The following is a 25,101-nucleotide window of genomic DNA, read 5'->3' on the forward strand; positions in this document are numbered from 1 at the left end:
ATACGCCAAGCTCTCGAAGACGCCCTCTGAAAGGAATCACGCATGACCAAGCAGTCCATCTTCGGACGTATCTCGACCCTCGTCCGCGCGAACATCAACTCCCTCCTGGATTCCGCGGAAGACCCGCAGAAGATGATCGACCAGCTCGTTCGCGACTACACGAACAGCATCGCCGACGCCGAATCCGCGATCGCCGAGACCATCGGAAACCTGCGACTCCTCGAGCGTGACCACGAGGAAGACGTCCAGGCCGCGACCGAGTGGGGCAACAAGGCCCTCGCCGCCAGCCGCAAGGCCGACGAGATGCGCAAGAGCGGCGACGCCACGGATGCCGACAAGTTCGACAACCTCGCCAAGATCGCCCTGCAGCGCCAGATCAGCGCTGAGCGCGAGGCGACCGGCGCCGAGCCGCAGATCGCGGCGCAGACCGAGATCGTCGACAAGCTCAAGAGCGGCCTCAACGGCATGAAGGACAAGCTCGTCGAGCTGAAGAACAAGCGCAGCGAGCTTCTCGCGCGCGCCAAGGTCGCTGAGGCGCAGACCAAGGTGCAGGACGCTGTGGGCTCGATCAACGTGCTCGACCCCACCAGCGAACTGGGTCGGTTCGAAGACAAGGTCCGCCGCCAGGAGGCCATCGCCCAGGGCAAGATCGAGCTCGCGGCGTCGAGCCTCGACGCACAGTTCGAGAGCCTGGAAGATCTCGGCGAGCTGACCGAGGTCGAGGCACGTCTGGCTGAGCTCAAGGCCGGCGGCAGCGCTCCCCGTCAGGCCATCGAAGGCAACTGACACCACCAGCGGATGTCCCGGGCCGTGCGCCCGGGGCATCCGCGCTCGTCTTCTGGGAGGCACCCATGGTGCGATTCCTCGTCATCCCGCAGTGGCAGGGCTCACCCGCACCGCGCGCGATGCTCCTCGTCGACGGTGCCGCGGCCATCGCCGGAGACCTCCCCCGGGCGGCGACGACCATGTTGGAGGTTCCGGTCGAGGCCGGCGAGTCCCTCGGCACCGGGGTCCGCCGCCTGAGCGCGCTCATCCGCACACGCGAGCTCACGCACGGGCACATCGACGCGGACACGGTCGTGATCGGCGGTGACTGCAGCGTCACTGTCGCCGCGATCGGTGCCCTCCCGGGTGGCACGGATGACCTCGCCGTCGTGTGGTGCGACGCCCATGCCGACCTGCACACTCCCGAGACCTCCCCTTCCGGAGCATTCTCCGGAATGGCGTTGCGCGCTCTGCTCGGCGAGGGCGAGGAGCAGCTCGTCCTCTCCCCCGCGATCTCCGCCGACCGGGTGGTCACCGTGGGCGTGCGCAATCTCGATGACGCCGAGGTCGCCCCGCTCGAGGGCCTGACGAACCTCTCCGTCGACGACCTCGAACGGCCCGATGCGCTGCTCGACGCGGTCAGAGCCACCGGGGCATCACGGGTCTGGGTCCACATCGACGTGGATGTGCTCGATCCCTCCGACTTCGCCGGTGTGTCTTCCTCCGTGCCGTTCGGGCTCTCCCCCGCGGCCCTGAGCACCGCGATCCGCGCGCTGCGCGCCGAGATCCCACTGGCCGGTGCGACGATCGCCGGCTTCGCTCCTCGAACGCCGGCTGATGCCGTCGACGACCTCGGGGCGCTGCTCCGGTTGGTCGGAGCCGTCGCATGAGCACGGTTGCGGACTGGCGCTCTGCCGCCGACGAAGCGCTGGCCCGCGGGCGGCGCTTCGATCGCCGGATCCCCGCGTTCCTCCTGCGTTCGCCGATCAGTCGCCTCGGTTATGCCTGGGGTACGGCCGTCGGCTGGCTCTGGGGCTCGTTGTGGAGCACCGGACCCGTCGAGCGGCGGGCCGGGCTGTGGATCTTCCGGGGCATGCCGACGTGGACCTTCAATCGCGGTGGAGTGTGCGTCGGCGGGTGCTTCCTGACCGGTGACGCCCGCCCGAGCGATGCTGTCCTGCGCCACGAAGCCGTGCACAAGGAGCAGTGGCTCCGCTACGGCTTCCTGATGCCCGTGCTGTATCTGTTCGCCGGCCGGGATCCGCTGCGCAACCGCTTCGAGATCGAGGCGGGGCTGGAAGACGGCAACTACGTGCGCCGGTCTCGCTGACGCCGCGCTCGCGTGATCAGCGGTCGGCGGGAAGCAGGCCGAAGCGCTCGGGCGCGTGGATGAGTGCGGGCGAGATCTCCAGCGCGCTCGTCAGGTGCTCGACGATGTCGGCGGTGCCGAGGTAGCCGCCGAGCAGCGTGACACGCGTCTCGATCTCGTCGTCGCACATCATCTCGTCGGCCCACGCGCAGGTCGCACGTGCCAGGGCCTGACCGGGGGCACAGGCACGACCGCTGCCGGGAGCACCGGAGCGCTGCTCGCGAGCGAGCCACGTGACCGTCATCCGTCCCGGAGCCTCGATCACGCCGATGTCGGCGACCGAGGGCACCTCGATGAAGATGCGTCCGGACGCGCACAGCGGCAGCGTCGTGAGGAACACCTCGAGCTCGGTGAGGGACTGTTCGTCCGCCGTCACCAGGTGATGCGCGCGCTGACGTGCCGCGCGGCGTTCTGCGCGCGTGCTGCGAGTCTCGAGCGAGGTGTTCATGATGCTCTCATCGTACACCAAGTGAAGGCTTGCCTAACCTTCGTCGCGCGAGGAACCGGCGGGCGTGACGCGGGCTACTCCACCGGCTCGACGAGCGCGGACGTCAACGCGGCGAGCTCCGCCTCGGTCATCCCGTTGGCACGCAGGTAGCCCGCCGCCGAACCCCAGCGCTCATCGACCTGCTCCAGCAGACTCCTCATCACCGAGGCGGGCGACTGCGTCGCGAGAGCCACCGCGTGCACCGCTTCGGGGTGCTCGGCGCGCAGATACGCGGCGATGCGCCGCGAGCGTTCCGCCGGCAGCTGCGACTCCGTGAGCGCATAGTCGGCGATCACGGCTTCGCGATCAGCTCCGACGGCGGAGAGCGCGAGCGCCACTGTCACCCCGGTGCGATCCTTTCCGACCGTGCAGTGCACCAGCGTGGGCTCCCCCACGGCGATGATGCGGATGGCCTCGACCAGCCGCTCTCCACTCTCCTCGAGCAGATGCAGATAGAGGTCGTCGAGGCTCGTGTCGGCTTCGAAGAACGAACGGACCGACCCCAGGAACAGCGGGAGATGCGTGGTGTCCGGCCCCTCGATCTCGGTGGGCTCGGCTGCCACCTCCTCGCCGTCGCGGAGGTCGACGATGTGCTGCACCTTCGCGCGGAGCGCGGCCGCTCCTCTGGTCGTGGCCCCGGAGAGCTGGCCTGACCGCAACAGGACACCCGCGCGGATCCGTCCGCCCGCCGCCGGCATACCGCCGACATCACGGACGTTGGTGACGCCGTCGACCTCGAGGATCGTCATGCCTGAGCCTGTGGCGTCCGCGGGGGAACCGGGTAGCGTCCGGCGATCACGACACGGTTGAACGCGTTGATGGAGACGCATGCCCAGCTGAGGGCCGCGTACTCCTTCTCGGTGAAGACGCTGCCGACCAGGTCGTACACCTCGTCGGACACCCCGTCCTCGGAGATGAAGGTGAAAGCCTCGGCGAGTTCGAGCGCCGCGCGCTCCCGCTCGCTGAACACGCCGCTCTCGCGCCAGGTCGGGATCTGGGTGAGCGTGTCGGTGTCGATGCCGGCGGCGACAGCCCGGTCGACGTGGATACGGGCGCAGTACGCGCAGCCGTTGAGCTGGGAGCAGTGGATCATGACGATCTCCTTGAGACGATCGTCGATGCCGTTCGCCGCGCAGATCTGCCCGACGGTCTTCGAGAACGCATCGAGCGCCTGATACGCGGTCGGCTCGGTCTTGGACAGGTGCACACGCGTCTCACTCATGACTCCATGATATTCGGCGGTCGCGCTCACGGTCTCGGCGAGCTTCGATGGCGTGGAATGCACAATGCCAGGAGCCAATGACAAAGTTTCACCAGAATGACACCCAATACTCAAAACATGCTTGGCACACTGCTCCCGCATTTCTCCTGCGTCATCGCGGAGGAGCAGAATATCCACGTGGCGATCGACATCAGCGAGTTCAGCTATCTTCCCGCACAGGCCGAAGCGCTCGGCGTTCCCCTCCCGGAGGTGGAGCGTCTCACCCTCCCCCTCTCCGACGGACGCTCCCTGAGCGCTCTGCGGTTCGGCGGAGAGGCGCCCCAGGTCACACTCCTGCACGGCGCTGGCCTGAACGCGCACACGTGGGACACGACCTCTCTCGCGCTCGGGCTGCCGCTGCTCGCGATCGACCTGGCCGGCCACGGCGACTCGTCCTGGCGGGACGACGTCGACTACACCCCGCGCACCCTCGCACGCGATGTCGCCGAGGCACTCGACGCGTGGACGACGCAGCCGCAGGTCGTCGTCGGGCAATCGCTCGGCGGACTCACGGGTGCCGCCCTCGCGGCTACTCGCCCTGATCTGGTCGCAGAGCTGGTGATCGTCGACATCACCCCCGGGATCGATGTCACCGCCGGACCGGCGGCGCTGCGCGAGTTCTATGCCGGCCCCACGGACTTCGCCTCCCGGGACGTGCTCGTCGACAAGGCGATGTCACTCGGCTTCGGCGGCAGCCGTCCCGAGACCGAACGCGGTGTGTTCCTCAACACCCGCGTGCGCCCCGACGGACGCGTGGAGTGGAAGCACCACTTCGCACACCTCGCCGCACACGCCCTCGCCGCGCACGACCCCGGGTCGGCCACCGCGCCGTCGGTCCTCCACGAGACCGGATGGGACGACCTGTCCGGAGTCCGCGCCCCGATCACCCTCGTCCGCGCCGCCCGCGGTTTCGTCAGCGAGGCCGACGCCGCGGACTTCCAGCGGCGAGTGCCCGCAGCCCGCGTCGTGACCCTGGACGCGACGCACAACGTGCAGGAGACTGCCCCGGTCGAGCTGGCCGGCCTCATCGCGACAGCATCCGCCGCTCGCGGAATATGACGTTCCGTTCCACACCCGACCCGCACCCCGCCACGCAACTCTAGGCTCGATCCAACGGCACACAGCAACTGCCGCACCGAGAGGAATCGCCCCATGTTCCGACGCACCCGACGTCTCGCGCTGATCTCCGCGCTCGCGGCCACCGCCGTCATCCTCAGCGCCTGCGCCGGCTCCCCCGCGCCCAGCCCTTCCGAGAGCGCCGGCGAGCCCGACCCCGACGCGACCCTGCACGTGGGACTGGTCCTCGAACCGACCAACCTCGACATCCGGCACACCAGCGGCGCGGCTCTCGAGCAGATCCTCATCGACAACATCTACGAGGGCCTGGTCACCCGCACGCAGGACAACGAGATCGAAGGGCGTCTCGCCTCGGACTACGAGGTCTCCGACGACGGCCTGACGTACACGTTCACCCTCGGTGAGGGAATCCTCTTCCACGACGGCACCCCGCTCACCTCCGCCGACGTCGTGTCCTCCTACGAGACCGTGCGCACCGACGCCACCGTGCAGGGGAACGCCGACTTCGCGGCGGTCTCGTCGATCACGGCTCCGGATGCCACCACGGTGCAGATCGTGCTCACCGAGCCGAACCAGAACTTCCTGTTCGCTCTGACGGGTCCGGCGGGGCTGGTCTTCAAGACCGGCGACACCACCGACCTGATGTCGGCCGAGAACGGCACCGGGCCGTTCACGCTGACCCGCTGGAACAAGGGCAGCACCATCACCTTCGCCCGCAATGACGACTACTGGGGAGACCCGGCCGGCGTCGCGCAGGTCGAGTTCCAGTACATCCCCGACTTCACGGCCGGCGTCAACGCCGCCCTCGCCGGCGACGTCGATGTGCTCACCGCCGTCGATCCCAACCTCGCCCCGCAGCTCGAGGACTCCGGCGACTTCGCACTGACGAAGGGCCGCACCACCGACAAGGCCACTCTGGCGTTCAACAACAAGAAGGCGCCGCTCGACGACGTCCGCGTGCGCGAGGCACTCCGACTCGCCATCGACCACGATGCGCTGATCGAGGCCGTCGGTGCCGGCACGACGCTGTTCGGTCCGATCCCCGAGCTCGACCCCGGCTACGAAGACCTGTCGGACGTGATCTCGTACGACCCGGAGAAGGCCAAGGAGCTGCTCGCCGAGGCCGGCCAGGAAGACCTGGAGCTCACCCTCACGATCCCCGCGTTCTACGGGACGACGGTGCCCAAGGTGCTGATCTCCGACTTCAAGAAGGTCGGCGTCTCCCTCGACGTCAATTCGGTCGAGTTCCCGACCTGGCTCGAAGACGTGTACACGAACAAGGACTACGACCTCAGCTTCGTGCTGCACGTCGAGCCACGCGACTTCGGCAACTTCGCCAACCCCGACTACTACTTCGGCTACGACAACGCCGAGGTGCAGGACCTGTACTCCAAGGCTCTGGCCGAGGTGGACCCCGACAAGTCCGCTGAGCTGCTGGCGCGGGCCGCGCGCATCGTGTCGGAGGACCACGCTGCCGACTGGCTGTACAACGGCGAGACCATCACGGCCGTGGCACCGATCGTCGCCGGCTTCCCCGAGGACTCGATCAACTCCCGGATCAACCTCGCCGGTGTGACCGTCTCCGCAGAGAAGTAGCAAGCGGTCACCCCTCCGTGATCCGCTACGCGCTCGTCCGAGGAGCCCTGCTCATCGCAGGGCTCCTCGTGTCGAGCGTGCTCATCTTCCTCACCCTCCGAGTCTTCCCGGGAGACGTCGCTCAGCTGATCGCCGGCACCCAGGCGTCCCCCGCCGAGGTCGACGCCCTCCGGGAGTCGCTCGGGCTGAACCAGCCGCTCTTTACGCAGTACACCGACTGGATCGGCGGGATCTTCCGGGGTGACCTCGGCACCTCACTGCTCTCTGGCGCCTCGGTGGGCGAAGAACTGCTGCTCAAGGCCCAGGTCACCGTGCCCCTCGGCATCATGTCGCTGCTCATCGCCGTGCTCATCGCGGTGCCGCTCGGGATCCTCGCCGCCCTCCTGCGCGGCCGCCGCACCGGCACCGCCCTCAGCGTCGGCGCCCAGACGCTGGCCGCCGTGCCCGTCGTGTGGGCCGGCATGATGCTCATCGTCGTGTTCTCGGTCTGGCTCGGCTGGTTCCCGCCGCAGGGATTCCCGCGCACCGGCTGGTCCACGCCCGGGCGCGCGATCGAATCACTGCTGCTCCCCGCGCTGACGATCGGAGTGGTCGAGGGCGCCATGCTCATGCGCTTCGTGCGCAGCGCGACCCTGCAGGCCGCCGGACAGGACTTCGTCCGCACGGCAGCGGCGAAAGGGCTGACCCGCACGCGCGCGCTCATCCAGCACGGTATCCCTGCGGTGGGACTGTCGATCATCACGGTGCTCGGACTCCAGGTCGCCGGGATCATCGTCGGATCCGTCATCATCGAGCAGCTGTTCACCCTCCCCGGCATCGGACGGATGCTGGTCGCCGACGTCGGCACCCGCGACCTGATCAAGGTGCAGAGTGAACTGCTCGTCCTCACCGGCTTCGTGCTGGTCGTGGGCTTCGTCGTCGACCTGCTGCACCGCGCCATCGATCCTCGACAGCGGGAGGCCGCATGACGCCGCGCTGGCTCGGCCGTCTCTGGAGCACCCCGACGGGGCGCTTCGGGATCATCGTCGTCGTCGTGATCGCTCTGACCGCGATCGTGGCGCTTTTCTGGACCCCGTTCGACCCGCAGGCGTCGGACATCGGCGACCGCTGGTTGCCGCCGAGCTGGCCGCACCTGCTCGGCACCGACGACACCGGCCGCGACATCCTGAGCCTGCTGATGGCGGGCGCGCGCACGACGGTCTTCGTCAGCGTCGGCGCGGGAATCGTGGCCACGCTCGTCGGCATCGCCCTGGCAGCCCTCGGCGCCCTCACCGCGCGCTGGATGCGCGAGACCGTCGCGGTGCTCGTCGACATCCTGATCGCCTTCCCCGTGCTGCTGATCGCCATGATGATCTCGTCCGTCTGGGGCGGGTCGCTCTGGGTCGTGATCTGGGCCGTGGGGATCGGCTTCGGCGTGAACATCGCCCGTGTCACCCGACCCGAGCTGCGCCGGGTGCAGCAGAGCGACTTCGTGCTCGCCGCCCGCGCCGCAGGTCTCACGCCGACGCAGAGCCTCGTGCGGCATCTGCTGCCGAACGTCGCCCCCGTCTTCATCGTGCAGCTCTCCTGGTCGATGGCGGTCGCGGTGCTCGCCGAGGCCGGCCTGTCCTACCTCGGATTCGGCGCATCGGTGGTCGAGCCGAGCTGGGGACTGCTGCTCGCCGACCTCCAGCGCTACATCGGCGTGCACCCGCTGTCGGTGATCTGGCCGGGGCTCGCCATCACGATCACCGTGCTCGCGCTCAACCTGCTCGGAGACGGGCTCCGCGAGGCGACCGATCCGACCCTGCGGCACCGCGCCGCCGAGGTCCACACCCCGGGAGTGGTCGCATGAGCCTGTCCGTGCAGGACCTCGTGATCGAGATCGACGGAAGTCGCGTCGTCGACGGGATCTCGTTCGAGGTACCCGACGGCGCGCGACTCGGGCTGATCGGTGAATCCGGATCCGGCAAGTCGCTCACCGCCCTCGCGGTCCTCGGGCTGCTCCCTGACGGCGCGAGCGCGAGCGGCAGCATCCGCTGGAACGGCATCGAGCTGATCGGGATGCCGGATCGGGAGCTCGCGAAGCTCCGCGGGGACGACATCGGCATCGTGTTCCAGGAGCCCCGCACGGCACTCAACCCCATCCGGACGGTGGGGAGGCAGATCGCCGAATCCATCCGCATCCACGAGGGGCTCGGCCGTCGGGAAGCCCGGGAGCGCGCGATCGCGGAAGCGGCACGCGTACGGCTCCCCGATCCCGAGTCGATCGTGGACCGGTACCCGCACCAGCTCTCGGGCGGTCAGCGCCAGCGCGTCGCGATCGCCATGGCACTCGCCTGTCGTCCGCGGCTGCTCATCGCCGACGAGCCGACCACCGCGCTCGACGTCACGATCCAGGCCGAGATCCTCTCCCTGCTGCTCGCGCTCGTGGCCGACGAGGGGATGTCGCTCGTGTTCATCACGCACGACCTCGCCGTGCTCGCGCAGGTCGCGACCGAGGGCGTGGTGCTCGAGCACGGACGCGTCGTCGAGGCCGCCCCCGTCTCGACGCTGCTGTCGACTCCTGCCTCGCCGGTCACCCAGGGCCTGCTGCGGGATGCGACTGCGACTCTCTGGCGCCCGAACGGCGGTGCCGCATGAGTCTGATCGTGGCACGGGGACTCCGCCGCGACTTCGTCGTCCCGAAGCGGACCGCGTTCGAGCGCACCCGCACGCAGACGGCGCTGGCGGAGACCGACCTCGATGTCGTCGAGGGCTCGTCGGTGGGGATCATCGGCGAGTCGGGATCGGGGAAGTCCACGCTCGTGCGGCTGCTGCTCGGTCTCGACCGCCCCACGTCCGGGACCGTGTCAATCGACGGACGCGCCGTCGACGCTGCGGCATCTGCGAAGTCGCTGCATTGGCTGCGGCGGGAGACGGGGCTGGTCTTCCAGGATCCGTACGCGTCGCTCGACCCGCGGATGACCGCCGGTCAGATCGTGCGGGAGCCGCTGTGGGCGCTCGGCATCGAGGGAGACCACCGGGCGCGAGTACGCGAAGTGCTGGCGCAGGTCGGGCTCGAGCCCGAGATGGGCGACCGCTATCCGCACGAGTTCTCCGGCGGCCAGCGCCAGCGGATCGCGCTCGCCCGGGCGATCGTGCACCGCCCTCGCATCCTGGTCGGCGACGAGCCGCTCTCCGCCCTCGACGTGACGGTGCGCGCGCAGATCCTCGAGCTGCTGATCGAGCTCCGCCGCACGACCGATCTCACGCTCCTGCTGGTGTCGCACGACATCGGCGTGGTGCAGAACCTGTGCGACGCGGTCGTCGTGATGAAGGACGGCCACATCGTCGAGCGGGGTTCGACGCAGGATGTGCTGCTGCAGCCCACGGAGGACTACACGAAGACGCTGCTCGCGGCGATCCCGGTGATCCCGGCTGCTCCCCCTCGCCCCTCCAGCGACTGAGCCGCCGCGACCCGCGAGGTCGTCAGCGCGCGCCGAAGAGCCTACGACGGCGTCCGGTCGGCTTGAGCACGCGCCGCATGTACACCGTGCCGAGGTCGCGACCGAACTTGTAGCCGACCCGGCCCATGCGACCGGCTTCGACGAACCCCAGCTTCTCGTGCAGCCGGATCGACGCCTCCGCACCGCGGTCGCTGATCACCGCGACCATCTCGCGCAGGCCGATCTGCTCGCAGGCATCGATCAGCGCCTGGAGCAGGGCCGCGCCGAGCCCCTTCCCGCCCGCGCCCGGTCCGAGGTAGATCGAGTCCTCGACCGTGTACTTGTAGGCGTTCTTACCGGCCCAGGGCTGCGCGAGCGCGTATCCCATGACCACGCCGGCCGGCGAGACCGCCACGAGGAACGGCAGTTCCAGGCGAGTGAGCAGCGCGTACTTGTCACGCCAGTACGGGATGCTGCTGCGCCGCTCGTCGAGCGTCACAGCCGAGTTGCTCACGAAATGGTTGTAGATCTCGCGGACGTGTGGCAGGTCCGCCGGACGCGCCGCACGGATCGTGTACGAGAAGACCTCGGGGGCGACCTCGGGCCGGAGGTGGCGCGGGAGGACGCGGCGACGGTCCCCCGGTTCGAACTGCATGCGCTCAGCCTATTGGGAGCACGTTCCGCGGCGGAAGATCCGGACTTCTGGGTGCCGCAGGCGCGATCACGCTAATGATTAGTGAACCGCCACGGCGACTCGGGGTCGATGACTTGCACCTCATCTGCACCGGTTCGGAAGAGATACGAATCAGCCTCTTTCTCTTGCGGCAGGGGGCACAGTTCCACGACGAACTCCGCCAGAAGCGCAGATACCCGCTCGCTCACTTCGCTTCGATCGCCCCAGAAGACCAGGACATCAGTCGGATGCGGTGGATCGAGCACGACGAACTCCGGGTTGAACGTCACCTCGATCAAGACGTCTTGCGGCCGCGACTCGGTCACGAACTTCAGGTAGAACGGCCCCCAGTCCGCACTGCGAGAAAAACCGATGGCACCACCAGCGAGGATGCGCGTCACTGCATCTGCGGTCGAACCCGTTACCCCGCTCATTGCAGCCACACGTGGAAGTTCCAGCGAACTCCATTGCGCCCGAGGTTCATTTTGATCCTCCGGTCCCCTGGCCGTCACGACGGGCTCTGGCTGATCGACGCGGGCCGGTTCCCGCCCCCGACTCTGCCCCGAGCCACCGATTCAGTGCTTCCGAGGTGCGTCGCGCTGTGTGCCGATTGCAGACACTTCCGTGCAACCGAGCGGTGTCTCCGTTCCGCAGTTCCGCGACGACGCGGCCACTCTCGAGTTGCCCGCCGTAAACGGTCCAGCCGGCGACGAACAGATATCCCATATACGCCTCCTCGCGAAACCGAACGATCTCAGCCTTCTCGTAGGTGCGCGTCCGCCACCAAGAGGTGACGACGATGCGATCTCCGTCTACGCGAATCCCCGTGAACGGCAGCCGGCCCCAGCACCACGCGCAGATCAGCACCGAACCGGCCAGGAGACTGATGACGAAGGGCGGAATCGTCGAGCCGATATCGATCAGCGCGAGCAGCGGCAGGAGGCCGAAGAAGAACGTGGCCGGCCCGAGTCTCCTCGCTCTCTCGGCGAGAGCCTGCTTGCGTATCGACCTAGCGCGCAGCCCATTCCTCACGAGCTAGGCCGCCAGGGCGGCGCGATCCCGCGTCCGGCCCCATATCCGCGATACAGGCGCATCTGTTCGCCTCTCACTGTGACATCCACAAACGGCGTCCGCAGAAAACGAGTACGTCCACCGCGCCCGCCCGCTCGGACATACTGCAATCCGATCGCGACTCGGCGCCGCAGTTGCTCCTCCTCATCCGCCAATGACTGTCGAAGCTCATGTTCGTCATCAGCCAACAAGACATCCTCGTCGATCTCGTCCAGGAAGTAAGTGTCGTCAAGACTCAAGGAATATAGATTGCTCGCAATTCGGGCGATGCAGGTGACACGGTCGCCACCGAGGCGCGATCTTAGCCAAAGCCTCGCCCCGGACTCGTCCGCCATAACAACGGCGTCGACATTCTGCTCCCCCTCAACCATCGATGCCAGGAGCGAAGCTATAGCTTGGTTTGAACGCGCCATGGTCACTACATCCACTTCCCATACTTCCACCGCGGTAGATCCGGACCTCTGAGTACCGCGGGCGCGATCGCGCTAGTGATCTGCGAACTGCAACGGCGACTCAGGGTCGTGGCGCGCGAGCCGCGAGACTGTCCTCTCCACGATCTCCGTGAGTGCTACCCCCCAGTCGCCGGACACCCAGAACTTGCCAGGCTCGAGAATGGCGCGGGCCATCCGTTTCGCGTCTCGAAGACGCGTCGGCCGCACGTCCCCCCGCGCATCCCGGTAACTCCACCAGAGCGTCGCGAACCATGCTCGAACAGCCGCCTCCGGGGACAGAGCATCGCCACCCTGATCGACAGTCTGCGAACAGGTCTTCATTAGAAGCTTGGCCTCCCGCCCATCGATATCCTCTGAGACAACGTTCGAAAGGAGCCGGAGGAGATCGGCGCTCAGCGACGCGGGGCTCGCGAGCGCTTGGAGCAGCGGCGCGCGCGCAGCGAGACGCACCGCACCTTCATCGATCGCCGAGAGCGTGGCCGGTCGCGGCGGCAGGTCCAACAGAACGCCCTCGTCGGGGCCACGAACAACGCGAACGTAGTCCTGGTTGAAGAATCGCGCGGCGAGTGAATCCGAGATGTCGGTCTCGACCCGGCCGACAAGATCCTTGTGGATGCGAGTCGCGTGATCTCGCGGGACAATGTTTCGAAGAATGCTGAGCGTGTAATGGTGCGGCGTCCAGCACGCGATTTCTACGAAGTCATCGGGGCCGACATCAATCGGATCCAAGGCGACAACACTCCCTGCCAACTCTCCCTCTTCAATATATCCAATGCTCTGCCATACTTCGTCCAGTTCAGTGCTCAATATGCATCCCGCCTGCGCGCCCCCGATACCCAATCAACGAGTATCTCCTGTGGGTATACGAGTGGTAATTCCAGCCAGTCCGATTAAAGGTATTCACTCCACTATTTCCTCGCGAGGTGATGCGCTTGACCGAAGGGTTCCTCAACAATGCTCGCGACGCGATCTGCGTCGCTCGGTAGCTTGCCTTCATAGTTGGCCGCGAGTGCGTGGTTTTGTTCACGAAATTGTCGTTTCTCCACTGAGTACTCTTGCGCACCACGTTTGTCGCTTGCGAGACCGTACGCAACCGATTGGCCACATTCATGCCTCTAGTGAACTTTGCCCCGTAGTAAACCACCCGCGCGGCAACGACGGCCACCTTGATCGCGGCACCGGCGACGGTACCGACGCCGGGCACGAACATTATTGCGGTTGAGACTATGTCCAGCGCAAGTAGCCAGTCGAACTCGCCTGACAGATCGCTGCTCCCGATGGGATCTGTCGGCCAGACGTAGTCGTTGTCGACGCCGCCCTCGACGGGGTCGACCTGAAGGAATCGACCGAGGGCCGGCACATAGAGCCTCGCCCCCATCTCGATCATCAGGACAGTTGATTCCGCTTCAACCGGCTTCCGGGCGCCCTGATGCCATCCGCTCGCGCCATCGTTCTGACCGGCGGCATTGGCGGCGATAGTGCCGATCGCGAACGTGGTCATATCCAACGGCTGACCGAACGGTTCGTAGAGCTGCAGCGCCCCGTGGCCAGCCCCGTCACCGGTCACCAGGGTGTGCCCGAGAAGACTCGGACTTGAGTGCCGTGCCGCAAATCGAATCGAAGAATTCGCTCTGCAGCGCCTAGATCAGGCGCTCAGCCTCCGCAGGCTCGCCGCCCACCCGCCAGTCGATCGCCTCCGCACCCTGCTCCGCGAGGAGCGCATTCACGCGGGAGAACGGACGGGAGCCGAAGAAGCCGCGGCTGGCAGACAGCGGAGACGGGTGGGCCGAGGCGAGGATCGGCGTCGAACCCAGCATCGGCTGCAGATTCGCGGCATCCTTTCCCCACAGCACGGCGACGAGCGGCTGATCGCGCGCGACGAGCGTCCGAATCGCGAGCTCGGTGACCTTCTCCCACCCCCAACCGCGGTGTGAGGCGGCGGCACCCGGGCGCACGGTGAGCACGCGGTTGAGGAGGAGCACGCCCTGATCGCTCCACCCGGTCAGGTCGCCGTGGGGTGCCGGCGGGATGCCGAGATCGCTCTCGCGCTCCTTGTAGATGTTGGTGAGGCTGCGCGGCAGCGGTCGCACGTCACGGTCGACCGCGAACGACAGACCGATCGGGTGACCGGGCGTCGGATACGGGTCCTGTCCGGTTATCAGCACCCGCACATCGACGAGTGGCCGCTGGAAGGCCCGGAGCACGTTCTCACCGGACGGCAGGTACCCGTGCCCGGCCGCCTGCTCGGCGCGGAGTCGCTCGCCGATCTCCGTGATGGTGTCCTGTACCGGAGCGAGCGCCTCCGCCCACCCCGCGTCGATCCGCCCGTCGGCAGCGAGCTCGGCGAGAGACGGCGCCACGTCAGTCGATGGAGCGCACGCGCAGCGGACCGCGCGCGAGCAGGTGCTGAGCCGACTGCGCGACCGGGCGCATCGTGATCAGGTCAAGGTTGACGTGTCCCGGCGACTCCAGCGCATAGGCGATCACGTCGGCGACGTCTTCGGCGAGAAGAGGCGCTTCGACGCCCGAGTACACGGCCTCGGCGGCGGCGACGTCGCCCCCCAGACGGTTCAGCGTGAACTCCTCCGTGTGGACCATGCCGGGGGCGACTTCGACGACGCGGATCGGCTCGCCGTTGAGCTCCTGGCGGAGGACCTTCACCAGCATGCTCTCGGCGGCCTTCGCGGCGTTGTAACCGGCGCCGCCCGCATACGCCGACTGCGCGGCGGTCGAGGTGACGAAGAGCGTGTCGGCGTGGCCGTCTGCCGCAGCAGCCCGACGCAGAAGCGGAAGCAATCCGGCGACGAGGCGCTGCGTCGCCAGCACGTTGGCGTCGAACATCCACTGCCAGTCCGCGACCGACGCGTCTTCGATGCGGTCGGTCCCCCGAGCCCCGCCGGCCACCTGCACCAGCGCGTGCACCGGCCCGGACTTCTCGAGTTCTGAGACGAGCGCGTCGACGGCAGCTGGGTCGGTCAGGTCACAGGCGATGGCCGAGGCCCCGGTCTCCGCGGCGAGCGCGGACAGACGGTCCTCGCGTCGGGCGACTCCGACGACATCCCATCCTCGTGCGCGGAGTGCGCGCACCGTTGCCGCGCCGATCCCCGAACTCGCACCTGTCACCACTGCACGTCTGTTCACCATGCCTCCACCGTACGATGTTCCGCCGGGAATGCGCAGACCCGCACGGGGCTGTCGCGGAACCCTTCTCCCCCGTGATTCCGGGCCTCCACCGTGTTACGTCACATTTCCCGGTTGTTGTTGACACGGACCGATCTTCCGTACTCTCGCTGCAACGGCATTCGCCATCCGACCTTCCGACCACTCCTGGGGGAAAACATGTCCGCACCTGAGTCCTGGCGCTTCGAGACCAAGCAGGTCCACTCCGGCGCCGCCCCCGACCCGGTCACGAAGGCTCGTGCCACGCCGATCTACCAGACCACCTCCTACGTGTTCGACAGTGCGGACCATGCGGCCAACCTCTTCGCGCTCGCGGAGTTCGGCAACATCTACACCCGCATCCAGAACCCGACGCAGGACGTGCTCGAGCAGCGCCTCGCCGCTCTCGAGGGCGGCACCGGAGCACTCGTGCTCGCCAGCGGCCAGGCCGCCTCGACCTTCGCGATCCTCAACATCGCGCAGGCCGGCGACCACTTCGTCGCCTCGAGCTCGATCTACGGCGGCACGTACAACCTCTTCAAGTACACGCTCGCCAAGCTCGGCATCGAGGTCACCTTCGTCGAGAACCAGGACGACGCCGAGGAATGGCGCCGCGCGGTCCGCCCGAACACGAAGCTGTTCTTCGCGGAGACCATCGGCAATCCGCAGATCAACATCCTCGACATCCGCGCCGTCGCCGACATCGCGCACGAATCCGGCGTCCCGCTGATCGTCGACAACACGATCGCGACCCCGTACCTGATCCGTCCGTTCGAGTTCGGCGCCGACATCGTCGTTCACTCCGTCACGAAGTTCCTCGGCGGGCACGGCACCACCATCGGCGGCGCCATCATCGACGGCGGAACGTTCGAGTGGTCGAAGAACGTCGACAAGTTCCCCGGCCTCACGGTTCCGGACCCGTCGTACCACGGCGCGAGCTACACCGCCGCGGTCGGCGACCCGCTCGCCTACATCATCAAGGCCCGCGTGCAGCTGCTGCGCGACCTGGGTTCGGCCATCGCGCCGCAGAGCGCCTGGAACCTCATCCAGGGCATCGAGACCCTGTCGCTGCGCATCGAGCGTCACGTGCAGAACGCGCAGGAGATCGCGGAGTGGCTCGACAGCCGTGACGACGTCGCGACCGTCAACTACTCGGGTCTGCCCTCCTCCCCCTGGTACGCCAAGGCGAACGAGTACGCCCCCAAGGGCGTCGGCGCCGTGCTGTCGTTCGAGCTCAAGGGCGGTGTCGAGGCCGGACGCGAGTTCGTGAACAGCCTGTCGCTGTTCAGCCACCTCGCCAACATCGGCGACGTGCGCTCGCTCGTCATCCACCCCGCGTCGACGACCCACGCGCAGCTCACCCCCGAGCAGCAGCTCACCGCGGGCGTCACGCCGGGCCTCGTCCGCCTCTCCGTGGGTATCGAGAACATCGAGGACCTGAAGGCCGACCTCGACCAGGCTCTCGCTGCGGCACGCGCCGTGTCGGAGGCTGCTCGCGCCTGACGCACAGCACAGTCGTGAGGATGCCCCGGACCACGCGGTCCGGGGCATCCTCACGTTCGCGGCAGGGTCACCATCCGGCCGAACCACAGGCGGCTCCGTCGAGAATGGGATCCCCACCGTGAGGAATGCATGATCGACGTCGCACACCGAGCACCGCTCGCCCGCCGAACCACGACGCGCCGTGCTCGCCGTCTCGCGATCGCCGGCATCATCGTGCTGGTCCTGGTCGCGTGCGGCTGGATCCCCGGCGTGATCGGTACTGCTGTCGCCGCCGTACTCCCCTGGCTCGGGCTCGTCATCCTCGCACTCGTCGTCACCGCGTTCTTCCTCGCGCGGCGCGTGATCGTGCTCCTCCTGGTGCCGGCACTCCTCTGGATCCTCGCGATGGTTCCTGCGCTCCCCGCCCTCCCGGCACCGGCCGACGCGGAGGAGGAGCTCACGATCGCCAGCCAGAACGTGCGCGCACACTCCGGGAGCGCCGCCGCCTCCGCCACAGAACTCGCGCGGAGCGAGGCGGATGTGATCGCCCTCACCGAACTCGACGGCGACAGCCTCTCCGCCGCGAGCGAGGTGCTCGCCGACGCCTACCCGCACTCCTACACGGTCGGCACGGTTGCCCTGTGGAGTCGATACCCCCTGACGAGTGCCGAACCGCTCACGCTCGGGCTCAGCTGGAAGCGCGCGCTCCGGGTCGAGGTGCAGAGCCCCGCGGGCCCGGTCGCCGTCTACGTGCTGCACGCCGCATCCGTGCGACCTGGGCAGCAGCAGGACCGCGACACCATGCTGCACGGCATCGCCGAGCAGGTCGCCTCCGACGAGGCCACGGCACTCGTCGTCGTCGGAGACTTCAATGCGCCGTCGACGGACCAGGCCCTCGCCGCGCTGCGTGCGGAGGCCGACTGGGCACGGCCGACCGACGGAACGCTCGGATTCACCTGGCCGGCCGCGTTCCCGCTCGTCCGGATCGACCAGGTGTTCGTCCGCGGAGTGGACGTCGTCACCTCGGGCACGCTGCGCACCGGGAACAGCGACCACCTCGCCACGATGACGCGCGTGCGCTGAGTCCTGCGCCCCTGGTCCGAGCCGCGGCGCCGCGGATGGCGCGACACCGGGTCGTAACCTGCCGCCGACGGGTGCTCGACCAGGCGACAATGGAGGGATGGACTGGCAGACGACCTCCGAGGACACGGTGCCGTCGGCACCCGTGACGGAGGCCGACGTCCGGCTGCTCCGTGCCCGCCCACCGGCGACCGGTGCCTGGCGCGACGGCGACCCGGTCGGCGGCAGGCGTTTCGCCGCGTTCGGCGCCTTCTCCACGGAGAGCGGCCAGGAGCTGCCGGGCATCCGCATCGCGTACGAGTCGTGGGGTGAGCTGAATGCCGCTCGCGACAATGCGATCCTCGTGCTGCATGCCCTCACGGGCGACAGCCATGTGCGGGGGCCCGCAGGATCCGGCCACCCGACCGTGGGGTGGTGGGAGGACATCACCGGCCCCGGAGCGCCGCTCGACACCGACCGCTGGTTCGTGATCGCTCCGAACATGCTGGGCGGCTGCCAGGGGTCGACCGGGCCGGCGAGCGTCGCCCCCGACGGCTACGAATGGGCATCGCGCTTCCCGTACCTGACGATCCGCGACCAGGTGGCGGCGCAGGTGCGGCTCGCCGATGCGCTGGGCATCGACAGCTGGGCCGCGGTCATCGGCGGATCCATGGGCGGCATGCACGCCCTCGAATGGGCGGTCACACATCCGGAGCGCGTCGAGCGCCTCGCCGTGCTCTCCTCTCCCCCGGTGACCACCGCCGACCAGATCGCGCTGAACACGGTGCAGCTCGAGACGATCCGCATGGACCCGCGTTTCCAGGGCGGCGAGTACTACGACCTCGGAGACGGCGACGGTCCGCACCGTGGACTCGCGCTGGCACGGCGGATGGCTCTGCTGAACTACCGCAGCCCGATCGAGCTGAACCAGCGCTTCCAGCGGTCGTGGCAGTCAGATGTCTCACCTCTCGGCCACGGCGGACGCTTCGCCGTGGAGTCGTACCTCGATTTCCACGGCAACAAATTCACCCGCCGCTTCGACGCGAACAGCTACATCACGCTCGTCGAGGCCATGAACTCGCACGACGTCGGTCGCGAGCGCGGCGGAGTCGAAGAGGCGCTGCACGCCGTCACCGCCACCACCCTCGTCCTGGGCATCGACAGCGACCGGCTGTTCCCCGTCGACGGACAGCAGCGCATCGCCCGCAGCATCCCGAACGTGATCGACGGAGAGGCGGTGGTGGTGGCCAGCGACTTCGGCCACGACGGCTTCCTCATCGAGACCGACATCGTCGGCGCGAACCTGCGGCGACTGCTCGCGAGTTGATCCGCTCCGCTCACGCCGGGAGGAATCGCCACGGCAGCTCGGCCGCCTCGAGACGCCCCTGTTCCCACGCGAACGCCTGCGCGGCACCCGAGCCCACGACGCGTGTCTGGAACAGCTGCACGGCACCGCCCGAAGAGAGAGCGGATGCCGCGTCGGTGAAGGCCGACAGCTGATGCAGCGTCATCCAGGTCGGCGGGTACAGCATCCACTCCCCTGCACCGTGCCGCGCCAGGGCCTCGGCGGGACGCACCCACGCGAGCTCCGCCACCTCGTCCTCCGAGGGTGAGGGGTCGGCCGCCGGTGCCGCAGCGAGGAAGAACCAGGTATGGATGCGCGTGGGCACCTCGACCGGCGGATGCCATTCGGAGAACGCCACCAGCTCCTCGACGACGACCCCGACCTCTTCGTAGGTCTCCCGGATCGCCGCACGACGCGCGTCCTCGACCTCCTCGTCGCCGCCGCGTCGATCGGCCGGTTCGACCTTGCCGCCGGGAAAGACCCACGCACCGGCGAACGATCCACGATCGGGACGACGCATCAGCAGCACCTCGAAGCCGGGATCGGCTGCGCGCAGCAGGACGACTGTGCCGGCGACGGGCAGGGAATGCGGGGGCGTGCTCACCCCGTCACTCTACGACGCGACGCGCTCCACGACTTCGGGAAGACGCGCTTCCACGCGGTACGACAGCAGGGCGATCAGCAGGCCCGCCACGGCAAGGGCGGCTCCGGTCCACGCGGGCGCCGTGAAGCCCCACCCTGCTGCGATCACGAGGCCGCCGAGGAAGGCACCCAGGCTGTTCCCGATGTTGAGGGCGGAGTGGTTCATCGCCGCGGCGATCGACTGGTTGTCTTCGGCCACATCCATCAGCCGCGTCTGGATCGTCGGGCTCAGCACCGACGACACGAAGCCGACCACGAACACGAGAAGCCCCAGACTCACGATCCAGAACGACAGCACGGCGAGCAGGGCGAACACCACCGCCATCGCGGCGAGCCCGAAGAGCAGCGTGCGGCGCAGGTCGATGTCGGCGAGGTGGCCGCCGACGAGGTTTCCTGCGGTCATCCCGAGACCCATGAGCACCAGCACGATGGGCACGGCCCATTCCGGCGAGCCGGCGACCTCGGTCACCAGCGGCGCGATGTAGCTGTAGACGGCGAAGAAGCCGCCGAAACCGATCGCCCCCACGCCGAGCGTGAACCACACCTGCGGGATGCGGAAGACCCGGAGCTCCTGACGCATCGTGCGTCCGGGGTCACCGGGATGCTGCGGCACGAACAGCGCGATGAACAGCGTCGCCACGGCGAACACCAGCGCGACGACCGCGAACGCGGCTCGCCAGCCCCACTGCTGCCCGAGGAACGTGCCGAGCGGCACACCGACGACGTTGGCGACCGTCAGTCCCGTGAGGATGAATGCCACGCCCTTGGCACGGTTGCCCGGACCCATGACGTCGGCCGCGACCAGGGCGCCGATGCCGAAGTACGCGCCGTGCGGGAGCCCTGCCAGGAACCGGGAGGCGGCGACGAGTTCGAACGTCGGCAGGACCACGGTGAGCGCGTTGAAGACCGTCAGCGCGAGGGCCAGCACGATCATGACTCGGTGCCGCGGAAAGCGAGCGACGAAGCCGGCGATGGTCGGCGCACCGACCACGACGCCCAGCGCGTACAGCGATATCAGCCAGCCGGCCTGGCTGAGCGCCTCCTCCTGGCTCGTGGCCCAGAGCGAGGGCAGCAGGTCGGCGGCGATGTTGGGCAGCAGGCCCATGACCACGAATTCGGTCATGCCGATGCCGAAGCTGCCGATGGCGAGAGAGAGGAGCGCCCACTTCGCCGCACCCCTCGATTCAGTCGAGGGATTCACCGGTACAGCCTAGCGGCCGTCCGACAGGGCGTCGCGCCCGCCCCTTCGCTCACGCAGCAGGAAGACGTCGACCTCGTCCTGCCTCTCGACGACGAAGCCGTGCCGCTCATAGAGCGCCTGGGCGGGACTGCCCCGGAGCACGTTGAGCCGATGGGTCACCTCATCGTCCAGGAGCATCGTCAGGATGCGTCCCCCGACGCCGGCCCCCTGATGCGAGGGAGCGATGTAGAAGTGCTCCAGCCAGCGCGACCCCCCTTCGTCGCGGAGCGCGACGGAGCCGACCTCCTGGTCGTCCACGACGATGACCCGGGTCTGGGTCGGCTCGAACGCGTCTCGGAACCGCTGCCGCACACGCGCGTCGTCGTAGCGACCGAGCCGCGTCAGGTCCGCCCGGAGCACCACCGCCCGCAGTTCTGCGAGCCACTCGACGTCGCCCGCGAGGGCCGGACGCGTATGGACCACCGCGAGAGCGCGGCGATCAGTCATCCGACTCCTCGATCGCCGCCTCGAGGCGCTCGATCTTCGCATCGAGCTCGCCCGAGTATCCGGGGCGGATGTCGGCCTTGAGCACCAGCGACACCCGTGAGCCGAACGGCATGACCGCCTCGGTGGCACGCTTGACGACGTCCATCACCGAGTCCCAGTCGGGTCCCTCGATCTCGGTGAACATGCTCGTCGTGCGATGCGGCAGGCCGGACTCGCGCACCACGCGAACGGCCGCGGCCACCGCGTCGTGCACGGAGGCGTCGGTTCGCTCGGCTCCTTCGGCGGGCGTGCCGCTCGGGGCGACGGAGAAGGCGATCAGCATGGTTTCACTCCCGGGGTTTCGGATGACGGGCGGCGGGTACGCGCAGGAGCGCGCGGAGGCCGAGGACGAGCAGGACGATGAGGAGGACATTCCGCACGGTGAGCACCGCCACGGGGAGCGCTTCAGCGCGCAGCAGGGCGTCGTAGCCGAGCGGATAGACCAGGCAGGTGAGCAGACACAGCGCGAGCACGATGACCGCGGGAATGCGCGCTCTGGCCCGGTCGAGGACGATCCACAGGACCACCGGCGCGATCAGCCAGGTCTGGAACTGGGGAGAGCCGACCTTGTTGGTGACGATGAGCAGCGTCACGAGCGTGAGCGCGAGCGGCGGGAAGAGCCGAGGGAACGCGGCCCCGCGCACCGCCTTCACTACGCCGATCGCCGTGACCACCCCCACGCAGACCACCATCAGCGGGGTGAGCGCCGCGGCGACGGCATCCACCGCCGGCGCCGTCACCTGGAACGTGAGGATCTCGAAGCTGTACTCGATGCGCGCAGCCCCTGCGACGGCGAGCCAGAGGAACGGCGTCGCCGCCACCGCCTCGATCTGCAGGCCGCGACCGGTCTGCTCCGTCAAGAAACCGAGGATCTCCGTGTCCGCGCCGAGCAGGAGCAGCAGCGCCAGCACGCCGCCCGTGACGACGACCGCGCCGAGCAGCACTCGCAGCCGCGCGCGGACGGCCACGACGGCGGCCAGCACGAGTGCGCCGGGCCAGATCTTGATCCAGGCGCCGGCCGTGAGCAGCGCGGCGGCGACCATCGGTCGTCTGACGAGCCAGAGCCCGCCCATCACGGCGAGGGGCACCGTGATCGCGTCGATCCGGTACAGCGCGATCGGTCCGAGCAGCAGGACGGCACCGCACCAGAACCAAGCCGCGACCCGCCGTGCGTGCGAGGGCGAGCGACCGACGAGCACGCCGAACGCGATCGCATCGAGCACGATCACCAGCACCGCCCAGCCGACGAGGTAGGCGCTCGAGACACCGAGCACGGGCACCAGCGGTGCAGCGAGTCCGGCCGCCAGCAGCATCGGCAGCAGGGCGAGCTGCGGATAGACCCAGGTCTCGCTGATGCCGACGATCGGCCCGCCCCCGAGAGCCGCCGACGCCCACGGCTCGTACACGAGCACGACATCGCCCATGGGCTGGCTCGGATACACCCAGCCCAGCAGAGCGGTGAGCAGGTGCACGAGGAGGAATGCGCACCACAGGACGAGCAGCCTCGTCGTCGAGTCGCGGCTCACCCCAGGACGTCCTGGATCGCGTGCGGAAGGGCCTCGGCCACGTCCATCGCGACGATCGGGTGCCCCGGTCCGTCGGCGAGCGCCCCGGCGGCGATCCGCGCGGCATGACCATGCAGCCAGGCGCCCGCGGCTGCGACCTCGGCGAGCGCGGCTCCCGGGTTCGCGGCCATCACCGCGCCGAGAACGCCGGCGAGCACGTCTCCGGTACCCGCCGTCGCCAGCCACCCCGTTCCCGCTTCCACGGCGATGACGGCTCCGCCCGGGTCGGCGACCAGCGTCCGCGCCCCCTTGAGCAGCACGGTGCCGCCGATCTTCGCGGCCAGCTGTCGTGCCGCATCCGCCCGATCGTGGTCTTCGTCCTGGGGTTGCACGCGAAGACGCTCCTGCAGCCGTGCGAACTCGCGCGTGTGCGGGGTGACGAGGAACGGCGCCCGCGCACCTGGCGCGAGGTCCAACGCGCCGGCGTCGATGACCACGGGAACCGCACCGGCGAGGATCTCGCGGAGCGCGACGCTCTCCGCGTCGGTGCGGTGCGTCGGATCCGTGCCGGAGCCGATCACCCAGGCTCCGATGCGCGAACCACCGGTGTCCGCTCCGACGACGGTCTCGGGTCGCCGCGCCAGGACGGCATGCCCCACCCGCTCCGCGCCTACGTACCGCACGAATCCGGCACCGGCCCGCCACGCCGCCTCGACTCCGAGCACCGCAGCGCCGGGGTAGGCGGGAGATCCGGTGCGCAGCGCCACGACCCCGCGGGCGTACTTGTCGTCGTCCGCGGTCGGCGCACGGAAAAGCCGTGCGGTATCGCTGCGTGACCACTCCCGCACCTCGATCATGACTCCACGTTAGTGCGACGGCCCGCGGTGCACGCCCGCGGGGGTAGCGTCGAACGGTGAGTCTTCTCTTCTCCCCGCTGAGCATCCGATCCGTCACCTTCCGCAATCGCCTCTGGGTCTCGCCCATGTGCATGTACAGCGCCGTCGACGGCGTCGCTCAGGAGTGGCACCATGCCCACCTCGCCCAGTTCGCCTCGGGCGGCGCCGGGCTGATCGTCGCCGAGGCCACCGCAGTCGTCCCCGAGGGCCGGATCTCGCCACGCGACCTCGGTCTCTGGAACGACGAGCAGCGCGACGCCCTCGCCCCGATCGTCCAGGCCATCCACGACCGCGGAGCGCATGCCGGCATCCAGCTCGCGCACGCGGGACGCAAGGCCTCGACCTGGTGGCCCTGGGCTCCCCTGCGCGGCTCCGTCCCGCAGGAAGACGGCGGCTGGACCACCACGGCACCCTCGGCGGTGGCGTTCGACGGCTTCGAGGAACCGGTGGCTCTGGACCTGGCGGGCATCGACCGCGTGGTCGAGGCCTTCGCATCCGCCACGCGCCGCGCGCTCGACGTCGGCTTCGACGTCATCGAGATCCATGGGGCGCACGGGTACCTTCTGCACCAGTTCCTGTCGCCGCTGTCGAACCTGCGCGACGACGAGTACGGGGGCTCGCTCGAGAACCGTGCCCGACTGCTGCTGCGCGTGGTGGATGCTGTTCGTGCCGCCGCCGGTGCCGAGGTCCCGCTGCTCGTGCGCATCTCGGCCACCGACCATGCGGACGGTGGTTTCACCCCAGAGGAGGCGACGATCGTCGGCGACTGGGCGGAACAGCACGGGGCCGACCTGATCGACGTCTCCAGCGGCGGTCTCGTGGCGCATCAGCGCATCGACGTGTTCCCCGGCTACCAGGTGCCTCTCGCCGAGACGGTGCGCCAGGGCGGCCGCATCCCGGTGTCCGCGGTCGGGCTCATCACCGCGTCGGCCCAGGCCGAGCAGGTGCTCGCCGACGGCGCGGCGGATGTGATCTTCGCCGGACGGGAATGGTTGCGTGACCCGCACTTCGCCCTCCGCGCCGCCCACGAACTCGGTGCGGAGGTCGCCTGGCCGCCGCAGTACGAGCGCGCGCACTGGCGCTGACCGCGCACGCGACGAAGGCCGCCGATCCTCCCGGGTCGGCGGCC

The 25,101-nt window shown here is 68.7% G+C and carries 29 protein-coding genes; 13 read left to right on the top strand and 16 right to left on the bottom strand.

What is annotated here, in order from left to right:
* The first annotated feature begins 42 nt into the window (after nt 1-42).
* From ACWGO6_RS02700 to ACWGO6_RS02710, 3 genes are all read left to right on the top strand, one after another.
* A complete protein-coding gene (locus tag ACWGO6_RS02700) occupies nt 43-786 on the top strand; it encodes a PspA/IM30 family protein (protein ID WP_029261911.1) in 744 nt (247 codons plus the stop codon).
* 65 nt (nt 787-851) lie between these two features.
* Nucleotides 852-1,655 carry an arginase family protein gene (locus ACWGO6_RS02705; protein WP_452325787.1) on the top strand — a complete coding sequence of 268 codons (804 nt, stop codon included), beginning with the start codon at nt 852-854 and terminating at the stop codon, nt 1,653-1,655.
* Nucleotides 1,652-2,095 carry a Fe-S oxidoreductase gene (locus ACWGO6_RS02710; RefSeq protein WP_376104875.1) on the top strand — a complete coding sequence of 148 codons (444 nt, stop codon included), beginning with the start codon at nt 1,652-1,654 and terminating at the stop codon, nt 2,093-2,095. Before ACWGO6_RS02705 ends, ACWGO6_RS02710 begins: the two co-directional genes overlap by 4 nt.
* Nucleotides 2,096-2,111: 16 nt before the next feature.
* Here the strand turns inward: ACWGO6_RS02710 and ACWGO6_RS02715 are convergent, their stop codons facing one another.
* The 3 genes from ACWGO6_RS02715 to ACWGO6_RS02725 all read right to left on the bottom strand — a co-directional run bounded on the left by ACWGO6_RS02715 (nt 2,112) and on the right by ACWGO6_RS02725 (nt 3,843).
* On the bottom strand, nt 2,112-2,582 hold the full coding sequence (locus ACWGO6_RS02715) for an SIP domain-containing protein (protein WP_452325788.1): 471 nt from the start codon (nt 2,580-2,582) through the stop codon (nt 2,112-2,114).
* Nucleotides 2,583-2,656: 74 nt separating this feature from the next.
* Nucleotides 2,657-3,370: a tyrosine-protein phosphatase gene (locus ACWGO6_RS02720; protein WP_452325789.1), complete on the bottom strand. Its 714-nt coding sequence runs from the start codon at nt 3,368-3,370 to the stop codon at nt 2,657-2,659.
* Nucleotides 3,367-3,843 carry a carboxymuconolactone decarboxylase family protein gene (locus tag ACWGO6_RS02725; protein WP_136043385.1) on the bottom strand — a complete coding sequence of 159 codons (477 nt, stop codon included), beginning with the start codon at nt 3,841-3,843 and terminating at the stop codon, nt 3,367-3,369. The genes ACWGO6_RS02720 and ACWGO6_RS02725 overlap by 4 nt, the downstream gene beginning before the upstream one ends.
* 117 nt (nt 3,844-3,960) lie before the next feature.
* On the opposite strand from ACWGO6_RS02725, the gene ACWGO6_RS02730 reads away from it, so the two are divergent.
* The 6 genes from ACWGO6_RS02730 (at nt 3,961) to ACWGO6_RS02755 (ending at nt 9,983) form a co-directional block, all read left to right on the top strand.
* The gene (locus ACWGO6_RS02730; protein ID WP_452325790.1) at nt 3,961-4,941 is read left to right on the top strand and encodes an alpha/beta fold hydrolase; all 981 of its coding nucleotides are present in this window, start codon (nt 3,961-3,963) and stop codon (nt 4,939-4,941) included.
* Nucleotides 4,942-5,034: 93 nt separating this feature from the next.
* The gene (locus ACWGO6_RS02735) at nt 5,035-6,555 is read left to right on the top strand and encodes an ABC transporter substrate-binding protein (RefSeq protein WP_452325791.1); all 1,521 of its coding nucleotides are present in this window, start codon (nt 5,035-5,037) and stop codon (nt 6,553-6,555) included.
* Nucleotides 6,556-6,572: 17 nt separating this feature from the next.
* Entirely contained in the window at nt 6,573-7,523 is a 951-nt protein-coding gene (locus ACWGO6_RS02740; RefSeq protein ID WP_452325792.1) for an ABC transporter permease, read from the top strand.
* Nucleotides 7,520-8,389, top strand: coding sequence for an ABC transporter permease (locus ACWGO6_RS02745; protein ID WP_452325793.1), 870 nt, complete (start codon nt 7,520-7,522; stop codon nt 8,387-8,389). Before ACWGO6_RS02740 ends, ACWGO6_RS02745 begins: the two co-directional genes overlap by 4 nt.
* Nucleotides 8,386-9,177: an ATP-binding cassette domain-containing protein gene (locus ACWGO6_RS02750; protein ID WP_452325794.1), complete on the top strand. Its 792-nt coding sequence runs from the start codon at nt 8,386-8,388 to the stop codon at nt 9,175-9,177. Before ACWGO6_RS02745 ends, ACWGO6_RS02750 begins: the two co-directional genes overlap by 4 nt.
* Complete coding sequence (locus ACWGO6_RS02755) at nt 9,174-9,983, top strand: ABC transporter ATP-binding protein (RefSeq protein ID WP_452325795.1); 810 nt, start codon at nt 9,174-9,176, stop codon at nt 9,981-9,983. Before ACWGO6_RS02750 ends, ACWGO6_RS02755 begins: the two co-directional genes overlap by 4 nt.
* A 22-nt stretch (nt 9,984-10,005) precedes the next feature.
* On the opposite strand, the gene ACWGO6_RS02760 is transcribed toward ACWGO6_RS02755, so the two are convergent.
* From ACWGO6_RS02760 to ACWGO6_RS02790, 7 genes are all read right to left on the bottom strand, one after another.
* On the bottom strand, nt 10,006-10,617 hold the full coding sequence (locus ACWGO6_RS02760) for a GNAT family N-acetyltransferase (RefSeq protein WP_136043391.1): 612 nt from the start codon (nt 10,615-10,617) through the stop codon (nt 10,006-10,008).
* Nucleotides 10,618-10,688: 71 nt separating this feature from the next.
* Nucleotides 10,689-11,078 (bottom strand): hypothetical protein, encoded by a 390-nt coding sequence (locus ACWGO6_RS02765; RefSeq protein WP_452325796.1) that lies wholly within the window; start codon nt 11,076-11,078, stop codon nt 10,689-10,691.
* Nucleotides 11,079-11,663: 585 nt separating this feature from the next.
* The gene (locus ACWGO6_RS02770) at nt 11,664-12,134 is read right to left on the bottom strand and encodes a hypothetical protein (RefSeq protein ID WP_136057593.1); all 471 of its coding nucleotides are present in this window, start codon (nt 12,132-12,134) and stop codon (nt 11,664-11,666) included.
* A 57-nt stretch (nt 12,135-12,191) separates the two neighbouring features.
* Entirely contained in the window at nt 12,192-12,965 is a 774-nt protein-coding gene (locus tag ACWGO6_RS02775; RefSeq protein ID WP_136043393.1) for a hypothetical protein, read from the bottom strand.
* Nucleotides 12,955-13,725 carry a hypothetical protein gene (locus ACWGO6_RS02780; RefSeq protein WP_452325797.1) on the bottom strand — a complete coding sequence of 257 codons (771 nt, stop codon included), beginning with the start codon at nt 13,723-13,725 and terminating at the stop codon, nt 12,955-12,957. Before ACWGO6_RS02780 ends, ACWGO6_RS02775 begins: the two co-directional genes overlap by 11 nt.
* A gap of 73 nt (nt 13,726-13,798) precedes the next feature.
* On the bottom strand, nt 13,799-14,518 hold the full coding sequence (locus ACWGO6_RS02785) for a uracil-DNA glycosylase (protein WP_452325798.1): 720 nt from the start codon (nt 14,516-14,518) through the stop codon (nt 13,799-13,801).
* Nucleotide 14,519: 1 nt separating this feature from the next.
* Complete coding sequence (locus tag ACWGO6_RS02790; RefSeq protein WP_205820403.1) at nt 14,520-15,302, bottom strand: SDR family oxidoreductase; 783 nt, start codon at nt 15,300-15,302, stop codon at nt 14,520-14,522.
* A gap of 195 nt (nt 15,303-15,497) precedes the next feature.
* Between ACWGO6_RS02790 and ACWGO6_RS02795 the strand changes: the two genes are divergently transcribed.
* From ACWGO6_RS02795 to metX, 3 genes are all read left to right on the top strand, one after another.
* Nucleotides 15,498-16,820 (top strand): bifunctional o-acetylhomoserine/o-acetylserine sulfhydrylase, encoded by a 1,323-nt coding sequence (locus ACWGO6_RS02795; RefSeq protein ID WP_136043396.1) that lies wholly within the window; start codon nt 15,498-15,500, stop codon nt 16,818-16,820.
* A gap of 129 nt (nt 16,821-16,949) precedes the next feature.
* The gene (locus tag ACWGO6_RS02800) at nt 16,950-17,882 is read left to right on the top strand and encodes an endonuclease/exonuclease/phosphatase family protein (protein ID WP_452325799.1); all 933 of its coding nucleotides are present in this window, start codon (nt 16,950-16,952) and stop codon (nt 17,880-17,882) included.
* Between the two features lie 97 nt (nt 17,883-17,979).
* Complete coding sequence (metX, locus tag ACWGO6_RS02805) at nt 17,980-19,185, top strand: homoserine O-acetyltransferase MetX (protein ID WP_452325800.1); 1,206 nt, start codon at nt 17,980-17,982, stop codon at nt 19,183-19,185.
* Between the two features lie 10 nt (nt 19,186-19,195).
* Here metX and ACWGO6_RS02810 read toward each other — a convergent pair whose 3' ends face one another.
* From ACWGO6_RS02810 to ACWGO6_RS02835, 6 genes are read right to left on the bottom strand one after another with little or no spacing between them, the layout of a single operon-like run.
* Entirely contained in the window at nt 19,196-19,807 is a 612-nt protein-coding gene (locus tag ACWGO6_RS02810; protein ID WP_136043399.1) for an NUDIX domain-containing protein, read from the bottom strand.
* Nucleotides 19,808-19,816: 9 nt separating this feature from the next.
* On the bottom strand, nt 19,817-21,046 hold the full coding sequence (locus tag ACWGO6_RS02815; protein WP_136043400.1) for an MFS transporter: 1,230 nt from the start codon (nt 21,044-21,046) through the stop codon (nt 19,817-19,819).
* A 9-nt stretch (nt 21,047-21,055) separates the two neighbouring features.
* Nucleotides 21,056-21,532, bottom strand: a complete 477-nt coding sequence (locus ACWGO6_RS02820) for a GNAT family N-acetyltransferase (RefSeq protein WP_452325801.1) — start codon at nt 21,530-21,532, stop codon at nt 21,056-21,058.
* Nucleotides 21,525-21,854: a thiamine-binding protein gene (locus tag ACWGO6_RS02825; protein ID WP_136043402.1), complete on the bottom strand. Its 330-nt coding sequence runs from the start codon at nt 21,852-21,854 to the stop codon at nt 21,525-21,527. The genes ACWGO6_RS02820 and ACWGO6_RS02825 overlap by 8 nt, the downstream gene beginning before the upstream one ends.
* 4 nt (nt 21,855-21,858) lie before the next feature.
* The gene (locus ACWGO6_RS02830; RefSeq protein ID WP_452325802.1) at nt 21,859-23,097 is read right to left on the bottom strand and encodes a hypothetical protein; all 1,239 of its coding nucleotides are present in this window, start codon (nt 23,095-23,097) and stop codon (nt 21,859-21,861) included.
* Nucleotides 23,094-23,933, bottom strand: a complete 840-nt coding sequence (locus tag ACWGO6_RS02835) for an NAD(P)H-hydrate dehydratase (protein WP_452325803.1) — start codon at nt 23,931-23,933, stop codon at nt 23,094-23,096. Before ACWGO6_RS02835 ends, ACWGO6_RS02830 begins: the two co-directional genes overlap by 4 nt.
* Nucleotides 23,934-23,989: 56 nt before the next feature.
* On the opposite strand from ACWGO6_RS02835, the gene ACWGO6_RS02840 reads away from it, so the two are divergent.
* Entirely contained in the window at nt 23,990-25,057 is a 1,068-nt protein-coding gene (locus tag ACWGO6_RS02840) for an NADH:flavin oxidoreductase/NADH oxidase (protein ID WP_136043404.1), read from the top strand.
* Nucleotides 25,058-25,101 lie beyond the last annotated feature (44 nt).

The sequence above is a fragment of the Microbacterium sp. NPDC055665 genome (genome assembly GCF_053618035.1).